The 6,587-nt window shown below is 42.0% G+C and carries 4 protein-coding genes and 2 pseudogenes; 3 read left to right on the top strand and 3 right to left on the bottom strand.

Translation table 11 applies throughout. The features are described from left to right. Positions 1-66: 66 nt before the first annotated feature. On the top strand, positions 67-789 hold the full coding sequence (locus QUB77_RS31205) for a group II intron maturase-specific domain-containing protein (protein WP_333180879.1): 723 nt from the start codon (positions 67-69) through the stop codon (positions 787-789). 369 nt (positions 790-1,158) lie between these two features. On the opposite strand, the gene QUB77_RS31200 is transcribed toward QUB77_RS31205, so the two are convergent. Next, complete coding sequence (locus tag QUB77_RS31200; RefSeq protein ID WP_333180881.1) at positions 1,159-1,722, bottom strand: transposase; 564 nt, start codon at positions 1,720-1,722, stop codon at positions 1,159-1,161. Positions 1,723-2,258: 536 nt separating this feature from the next. Next, a complete protein-coding gene (locus QUB77_RS31195) occupies positions 2,259-2,885 on the bottom strand; it encodes a hypothetical protein (RefSeq protein ID WP_333180882.1) in 627 nt (208 codons plus the stop codon). A 63-nt stretch (positions 2,886-2,948) separates the two neighbouring features. Between QUB77_RS31195 and tnpC the strand changes: the two are divergent. Then, positions 2,949-4,402: pseudogene (gene tnpC, locus QUB77_RS31190) on the top strand (IS66 family transposase). A 182-nt stretch (positions 4,403-4,584) separates the two neighbouring features. Beyond that, positions 4,585-4,851 (top strand): hypothetical protein, encoded by a 267-nt coding sequence (locus tag QUB77_RS31185; protein ID WP_333180884.1) that lies wholly within the window; start codon positions 4,585-4,587, stop codon positions 4,849-4,851. Positions 4,852-4,957: 106 nt separating this feature from the next. Here the strand turns inward: QUB77_RS31185 and QUB77_RS31180 are convergent. Next, positions 4,958-6,308 (bottom strand): annotated as a pseudogene (locus QUB77_RS31180) (IS701 family transposase). Between the last annotated feature and the right edge of the window lie 279 nt (positions 6,309-6,587).

Raw genomic sequence — 6,587 nt, 5'->3', positions numbered from 1 at the left:
TGGCACATCTCTTGATGAAGTTATTCGTGCTTATTGTGCATAAAGAGTGTCTCATACTTATTTGAAATGACTATACAACAACACAAGGTAGGCAACTACCGAAGTGCCAAAAATACAAAAGGAATTCCACTTGGTTTTAAAACATTAATCACTCCGTCCCAGCTAAAATTCAAAGCTCATCTTGCGAATATTGAAGAAGTAATAGATACCCATAACACCGCCCCCCAAGCTGCTTTAATTAGTCGGCTGAATCCAATAATTAGGGGATGGTCAAACTATTACTCAACAGTAGTAAGTAAGGAAACCTTTAACCAGGTCGATAGTCTTACTTATGACAAGTTAAGAGCATGGGCTAAAAGACGGGGAAAAGGTAGCATCAACAAGGACAAATACTGGCGAACAGTAGGCGACAAAAATTGGTGTTTCAGTACAGAAGAAGGTTTAGAATTATCCCAACACCAATCAACGCCAATAATAAGGCACGTCAAGGTAAAGGGTAATTCAAGTCCTTATGACGGTGACTGGATTTACTGGAGTTATAGACGTGGAAAATACCCTGAAACATCAACAAGAGTGGCAACACTTCTTAAGAAACAAAAAGGTAAATGTACCCACTGTGGTCTGTACTTTACACCTACAGACATTGTAGAAGTTGACCATATCCAACCCCGCTCTCTAAGCGGTAAGGATGAGTATAAAAACCTCCAACTTTTACACAAACATTGTCACGACACAAAAACGAAAAATGATGGCTCCCTACACGGGAACTATGATAGCAATCCGTTTTGAGTTGTATCCTTAAAAAAGGATGGAGTTATCAAGGAGCGGAATGAAGCGAAAGTTTCACGTTCCGTTCTGAAGGAGAGGTAGGGGTGGCAACGCCCCTATCGACTCTAACTGGCTGTGGGCGGTACGGAGATTTTCGGGATGTTGACTTAGCAGGTACTCGCCCTTTTCTCGGACTAGGGATGCAACTGATATGATTGGAGGTGGCGATCGTAATATAGCAATTGTCGGCGTTTCTGGGGGGGTGACAAAGAGGTCTACGAGATAGACTGTATAAGGGTTGCAGCCCGCATACCTTGTTGGTAAAAGCGGCGTTTATTTGGAGTTAACTTCATTAACTGTTCTACATCGTCCGAATATTGTTCGAGATAATTAACCCACTTTTCTCCATCCTGCGCCAACACCAAATGTACTCCGTCTTCGATATCTTTTATTAGGTTCTTTGCGGCGAGATACATATTTTTGCACCTGCTTTTTCCTCATTTCAGTGCCTTGAAATATTCCCGAACTGTAGGATAGCGTCATGAGCAAAATCATGTTGATAAGTCTGTCTCCTTTTAAGCGATTTCCTTCAAGATCGTAGCCTCCTGTTTTACACTCTCGAAACATTTCTTCAATGCCCATCCGTTGCTTGTAAGCATCGATAGCTGCTGGCAATGACCCTAAATCTGTGAGTATAAACCACGCTTCATCAACCTTCCCTGCTCCGTAGTTTCTTTTCCACTTACAAGCAACATCAAATCCATTAGCCGGCTGAGTTTTTCTCACTCTTTTACCTTGAAAATATAAAGAGGTTCCTGGCACTATTCCTAATTCATCTAACCGTTGCCAAACTAAATGTTCCGTTTCGAGACAATGATTCTTTTTCAGTCTTAAACCAAAAGATACACCCTTTTCCCTCAGCCAGTTTCCCAAATCGACAGAACTTGCATTCACGGTCTCCTAAAACAATGACTTTATATTCGGAAAATAATGGTAAAACAATCTGTAAATTACTTGTTTGTGACTCGAAGTTACTGTTTCCCAATTTTGGCAACAGTGACCAGTATAATGGAATTGCTCTTCGCTCCCAGATCAGGCTAACCATAAAGAGATTAATGCGCCCCATTGACTGCGGTCTATTGCGATTGATAAAGTTTGACCAACACGGCAATAAGTAATCAACCAATAAGTAATTAATGGGAACCAAATTAGTGAAATAGTTAAGTTCGGCAAATCGAGAAACCTTTGTATTTTTCTACGCCGACTTTCTGTTGTAATTGGATAGGGAAATACCCGGGAGAGCAGTTCTAGTCTCACTTGTTTTTCTGATTGTATCAAGGGTAGCAAGATTTCAATCAGTTGGAATTGAGCTGAACTTAGTTGTTTTTTGAAATGAATGAGGTAGAATGTTGGTATCATTATTTTTGAGATAGGCAAGCGTGTAACAATTATGCTACCTATCTTTTTTGAGCAGCGGATTGGCTCAATCCTTACAAAGTATGGGTTTCAGGCTGGTTGTTACCCCCCCAGCGGCGTTTAAGTGCCTGAATAATATTTTCTTTGAGTTCATATTTGCTAAGTTCTGGCATTTGAGCGCTAATCCCTGCAAAAGATAGCGGATATTCTGAGGTTTGATAGACAGAAATTCGGCTGAGACAAGTTTGCTCGCCGTCGCCCAGACGCGCTATCATTTCATCCATCGCTCTTTCAATATCTCGAATCAGCAACCAGTCTCTCTGGTGCAGAAAAGTCCCGACATTTCCCTGAAACTCGGTATCGTCTCGAATCAAGGCTGCGATGAGTTGTAAGGCTTTGGGATGTCCTGAATAGCGATCGCCCATTTCGGCTAATTCCTCTGCATTTGCAGTCAAATTAAAAGATTGCAATAGGGCAACTGCGCTATCTCGATTCAATCCGTTTAGCTGGATTTCGCGGGTGACATTTGGCGGCAATTCAGCCAAGCTTTCGCGACTGGTAAATATAATTTTGCTTTGATGTTCTGTTTCTAATAGTTGTTTGAATAAGCAAGCATATTCTGCACAATCCTCGGCGAAATAACCAGCCGCTTTTGCCTCTCCAGCTTTCAAAAGTGTGTCGGCGCGATCGAAAACGAGCAAGGTAAGGATTCAGGTAAAAAATAGTCGATGGAGAGCCGAAAAATATGGTAGTAATGTAGTCAGATGAGCGAACAACCAGAGTTATCAGCAGCACTCAAATTAGGAAAAGTGGAGCAGTCCAGGCGTGAGGAACTGGTCAAAATTGTGCTGACCCAACAGAAGCTGATTGAAAAACTACAAGAAGAACTCGAAAAGCTCAAAGACAGACAACCCACCAATAGCAAAACATCATCGAAACCCCCATCAAGCGATCTGATACAGAAATCAGAGACAGCCGCTTTCGATCACTCAAAAGCATCAGAAACAGAACCCAAGCGTAAACCAGGAGGACAGCCGGGACATCTTGGTAAAACCCGAAAAGGATTTGGGCGAGTAGATAGGTATCAAATCAGCACTCCTGACTCTTGCGAGCATTGTGGTAGCACAGAATTAAGTGACGCGATTGGTTTGAGCTCGTAGCAAGTAGCGTGTTTAGTAGCCAAACCAATTGAAGTAGTGGAATATCAACGAGTCAAATGTCGATGCCTAGAATGTAGAGCAATGACGATCGCAGCACATGCAGACGGTATAATGCCAGGACAAGACTTAAGCATCAACCTACAAGCATTATTGGTATGGTTAGGTAATTATGGGCACATGTCTTATGAAAAGAAACAAGAATTGCTGCGGGAATTAGGTGGCATTGAAATTAGCATCGGTACTTTACAAGCAACCAACGCACGGGTAGCCGATGCTGTAAAACCCGCCGTTGAAGACTTATGGCAATGGGCACCGTTACAACCTAACATCCATGTCGATGAAACTCCGTGGTGTGTCAAGGGCATCAAAGAATGGTTGACCGACAGCGACAGGTAAAGATTTTTGCCTGTTCCATGCTGCGGACACTCGCAGTCGCTCGGAATTAGAAACCATGCTGGGGCATGAAGCAAGCAGGAGTGTTGAGTTCTGATGATTTTAGCCTCTACAACGGTGTTGAGGTGGGCTCACAGCAGAAATGTTTAGCCCATCTACGACGACATTTTAAGAAAGTTCTGCTTCTGGGTCACGGTAACAACACAGTTGTCGCAAAGGCATTCTTGGATTTAATTGATGAGGCATTTCGACAACATCGAAAATGGCGCGAATGCCCCGAAGAAATCGATTATTATGCTTGGGCGAGGGATTTTAAGACCAGACTGGCAGAATTTTTAAATACTTGGCAAGGCCATGTCGGTCATGCTGCTGGACTGTTACTGCGTTCGTGGCGTGAGAAAGCGCACCAATGGTGGTATTTTTTAGACCACCCATCCATCCCTCCTGACAATAATTTAGCGGAACGTTCTCTACGATTAGCCGTGACTAAACGTAAGGTATCTGGTGGTTCCCGATCGATGTCTCGGTTTGCACAAACTGCTGATTTGTTATCAGTGATTCAGACTTGTAGATTTCAAGGCCAAAGTGCGATGGCTTTTTTCCGTGATGCTCTATCTGCCCATTCTTGTAACTTTTTGATGCCTTCTCTTGTTCCCCAACTTTAGACCTGAATCCTTACTTAATATTTATTGACGAATCGGGAGTTAATGGGTCATTGCCGGTAGCTATCGATGCTTACAAGCAACGGATGGGCATTGAAGAAATGTTTCGAGATTGTAAAACAGGAGGCTACGATCTTGAAGGAACTAGCCTCAAAGGGAACTGACTTATTAACATGATTATGCTCATGACACTTGCGTACAGCTCGGCAATATTTCAAGGCATTGAACTGAAAAAAAAGCAGGTACAAAAATATGTATCTCGTCGCAAAGAAACCAAGAAAAAATATCGCAGACGGAGTACATTGGGTGTTGGTATAGATCGAGAAAAGTGGGTTAATTATCTAGAACAATATTCTTTGGAAGTGGAACAGTTAATGAAGTTAACTCCTTCTAAACGCCGCTTTTATCAACAAGGTATGCGGGCTGCAACCCTTATACAGTCTATCTCGTAGACCTCTTTGTCACCCCCCCAGGTCAAATTAATTTAGATGCGTTTACCCTGACTGCTGTTATTGTACCTCATCTTTTTGAGAAAGGCTATATCCCTCTTCTGTCACTCTAGGCAGAAGAAAATAAGAATTCACTCTCATTCCTCAAGCAAGAGAAGGGATTTGGGTAAAAGTTCATTAACGCCCTTAATCGAGCTAAGCCTGTAGATAATTTTGGAATCGGAAAAACTTTTAGCCACTGTTGCATCAACTTAAAGCTAATTAAAGGTTGCAGGATTAATCTCAAGTTATTGAGATGGCTCTTCCAACTGTTTTTTTCATCCCAGTCTTGGTGTTGCTCAAAGCGGTGGAGAATTGGGCAGTTTTTTGCGGATGAAATATTGGGTAATGAAGTCCGGGAGTTGACGGCTGTATGAGACCTAGTATAGAGACTGATCATCAGGTAAGCACTACAAACGATTTCCCACCATTTTTCAATCTGTGAATATTGGGTGACTCGGAAATCCGCCCATCCTAATTCGCTCTTACTTTGTCGGAAACCATATTCAATCCAAGTCCTATTTCCATACAAATTCCCAACTTCTTTAGCTAAGACTCCCGGAATTTGTGTCATCACATACCAGGTTGAATTTTCGGGAAGGGTCTCTATATCCGTTGTGATCTCCCAGTAACGCAATTCTCTCTTCTTTCCATAAAGAATTTCTCGAATCTAGCGGACTTCTCGGCTACCATCGGAAAATATCCGTTCAAATTTACGCCATTTATTAGCTCTCACCCTTTGCTCTGCGGGCAACCGCACGCTGTGATTACTCCGAATCGCAGAGCGCGAATTGAAGGTTTAATCCTTGTAAACAGCGAATAAATGTACTTGTACTTTCTCCATATAAGCTATCAGCCAGAACGCAGTCTATTTCAAATCCCATCGCTTTAATTTCTCTAATCATCGGGCTGGCTATCTGGGGTTTGCTTAGGTAACTATCATTGAGTTTAAGTCGTTCTTTAGGTTTATAAATGTAAAACATTAATGGGAAAGTTAACCCATCTACTAGACCATAGCTCACCACAGCCACTATGCCATTGTCAACTTTTCCAAGTCGCCCTAAATATTGTCTAGCTACATAATCTGTGGCTTTTCCCTTCTTTGGATCTCCTGTTTCGTCAATGATGATAACGATTTTTCGATCTTTAACAATTTTTAGAATTAATTCTAGCCTTTGCCTTCTCAAGGCTTGAGCCTCCCAGGGTGATTGGGTAAGAAAGTGATGCAGCCCTTGAGCATTTTCTAGCCCCATTATCTCTGCAATGGCTGGTAGTGTCTTACGTTTAATATCAGAAATTATACCAGCATGAAGATGTGTAAAAGCTTCAAAGCTTCTGACTTCTGAAAACAGATTTCTGTAATAGTGACAATACTCATCAATCAATTTCAAGGTTGAATCAGCTTGGCGAGGCTTAACCATAGACCCAGCTCAGGTTTGAGAGATTTTGTTCTATTATACTCTGCCTAGAGTGACAGAAGAGGGATATAACTTCTTTGATATCTTGTAGAACGTTAATGAGAAGCGTCAACAGTAACAAGTCAGATTTTTCTAGTTGATTTTCTAGACAGGTTTGACACAATGGAGGAAGCATTTTCAATAAATAGGTCTTCTTGAAAATAATTGGTTAGGGTCGAGAGAAGATATTACTATCCTCTCCCTCCCATTCGGAACCGTGCTTGCCACTTTCATGGCACACGG

The sequence above is a fragment of the Microcoleus sp. AT9b-C3 genome (assembly GCF_036705485.1).
Classification (GTDB): domain Bacteria; phylum Cyanobacteriota; class Cyanobacteriia; order Cyanobacteriales; family Microcoleaceae; genus Microcoleus.
The sequence above is the reverse complement of the archived record's forward strand: the minus strand, read 5'-3'. Positions and strand labels throughout refer to the sequence as shown.

What these genes read in the sequence shown, in the direction of transcription:
- QUB77_RS31205 (WP_333180879.1), top strand. Translation starts at nt 67, where the DNA reads ATGACTATACAACAACACAAGGTAGGCAACTACCGAAGTGCCAAAAAT.
- QUB77_RS31185 (WP_333180884.1), top strand. Translation starts at nt 4,585, where the DNA reads ATGACACTTGCGTACAGCTCGGCAATATTTCAAGGCATTGAACTGAAA.